This window comes from Flavobacterium sp. (assembly GCF_035456085.1).
In the GTDB taxonomy this organism is placed as follows: Bacteria; Bacteroidota; Bacteroidia; order Flavobacteriales; family Flavobacteriaceae; genus Flavobacterium.
The window spans coordinates 1-2,014 of sequence record NZ_DATIDY010000153.1; the positions used below are offsets into that span (position 1 = coordinate 1).

Annotated in this window: 2 protein-coding genes; both read left to right on the forward strand. The window is 34.7% G+C overall.

What is annotated here, in order from left to right; genetic code table 11:
- Positions 1–655: IPT/TIG domain-containing protein (locus tag VLC96_RS12035; RefSeq protein ID WP_325263218.1), on the forward strand; the 655-nt coding region annotated here is incomplete at its 5' end.
- A gap of 239 nt (positions 656–894) precedes the next feature.
- Positions 895–2,014 (forward strand): glycoside hydrolase family 2 protein (locus tag VLC96_RS12040; RefSeq protein WP_325263220.1); only part of this gene is annotated, 1,120 nt, incomplete at its 3' end.

The window sequence follows — 2,014 nt, forward strand, 5'->3', positions numbered from 1 at the left end:
TTTGTCACAAGTATTGGCTTCTCCTGGAGATGTTATCACAATTACAGGACAACATTTTGTTAAAGTTAAAAGTGTTAAGTTTGGTTCTACTGCTGCAACATTTAAAGTAATATCTAAAACAGAAATTCAGGCAACTGTTCCTGCTGATTTTAATTCTTATGCTCTTATTGTTGTAGAGACTGAGTTCGGTGTATCTGCTCCAAGTGGTATTGGTCTTAAATATTTTCTATACGATGACTCTTTGAAAGGCACTGGTGGTGGTTGGGGAGGCCAACTTACTTTGGAAAGCACTGAAAAAGTTAGTAGGGGAACACATTCAATCAAAAAAGTAATAGGAAGTTGGGAAGGGTTAACTTTGCAATTTGATACTCCTCAATACACTACTGATTATCAATTTGTTAAAATGTCGATATTCCCTACTGAAAGCACTAAGATTTTTGTTAATATAAATAGTGGTGATCTTTATAATTCTGATAATGGTACAACAGTTACTTTGATACCAGGTCAATGGAATCATATTTCAATTCCTATTTCAGCTTTGCATCCTGATCTTATAGCTGGAGATAAATTTGATGCTATGCTTATTCAAGAATTTTCTAACGGTGCTCTTACTCCAGGTAGTACTTTCTATATAGATGATATCGGATTCTTATAATTATCTTTTGTATTAGTTTTAATGAAAAATCCCTAGTTAACAGCTAGGGATTTTTTTTATAATTGATTTTATTCTTTTAAATAAATTGCCAACTTCATTATTTAGCCAATGATAACTCTTATTGAATTCTGAAATTTGCAATTTTTTAAGTATTTTTTGAAAAAAAAGTATCAGTATTTGAGGTTTCTAATTCTTATTATTGTAAGATGTAATTGTTGATTATCCTATCAAAATATCAAATGAAAAATTTCACCAAACTCCACCTTTTAATACTCATATTTTTCAGTTTTTATCTTTCCACTTATTCACAATCGAGAGAACACATTTCACTCGATAAAGATTGGAGCTTTGCATTCGGACATCCATCAGATGCCAAAAAAGATTTCAATACAGGAGTGGCGTATTTCTCTTATTTGGCCAAAGCAGGTTTCGGAGATGGCGCTGCAAATGCAAGTTTTGATGATCGTTCTTGGCGAAAGTTGGATCTGCCTCACGATTGGGCAGTAGAGCAAGGTTTTAGCAACGAGGCCAGTTTCAGTCATGGATTCAAAGCCATCGGAAGAAATTTTCCTGACAAAAGCATCGGTTGGTACCGCAAAAAAATAACCATTCCCGAAAGCGATTTTGGGCGCCGAATTCATATAGCTTTTGATGGTGTTTTCCGCAATTCGGTTGTTTGGGTAAATGGCCATTATTTAGGAAATCAGGACAGCGGTTATTTAGGATTTGAATACGACATTACCGATTACCTTAATTACGGTGGCGAAAATACAATTGCCGTACGCGTTGATGCAACGATGGAAGAAGGCTGGTTTTATGAAGGAGCTGGAATCTATCGTAATGTTTGGCTGAACAAAACCAATGAACTTCACGTTCCTGACAACGGCACTTTTGTACAATCAAAAATAAAAAACAATTCTTCTGATGTTAATGCATTAGTTACATTGACCAATGAAGGTAAAGCTTCAAAATCATTCAAAATCATTCAAACTATTTTGGATGCAAACGGAAAAAGTATTGCCGAAAAAACAATCAATTCCTGTAGTCTGAATCCTAGGGAAACCAAAGATTTTACAACTGATTTATCTGTTGAAAATCCAATACTTTGGTCAGTTGAAAATCCTTATTTATACAAAATGGCTACTTCAGTTTATGAGAAAGAAAAATTGGTAGATTCATACCAAACTACTTTCGGAATCCGAACAATTCGTTTTGACGCCATTGAAGGCTTTTTTCTGAACGGAAAACATGTCAAAATAAAAGGAACTAACAATCATCAGGATCACGCCGGAGTTGGATCAGCAATGCCTGATGCGTTACAGGAATTCAGGATAAAAACCTTAAAATCCTTCGGAAGCA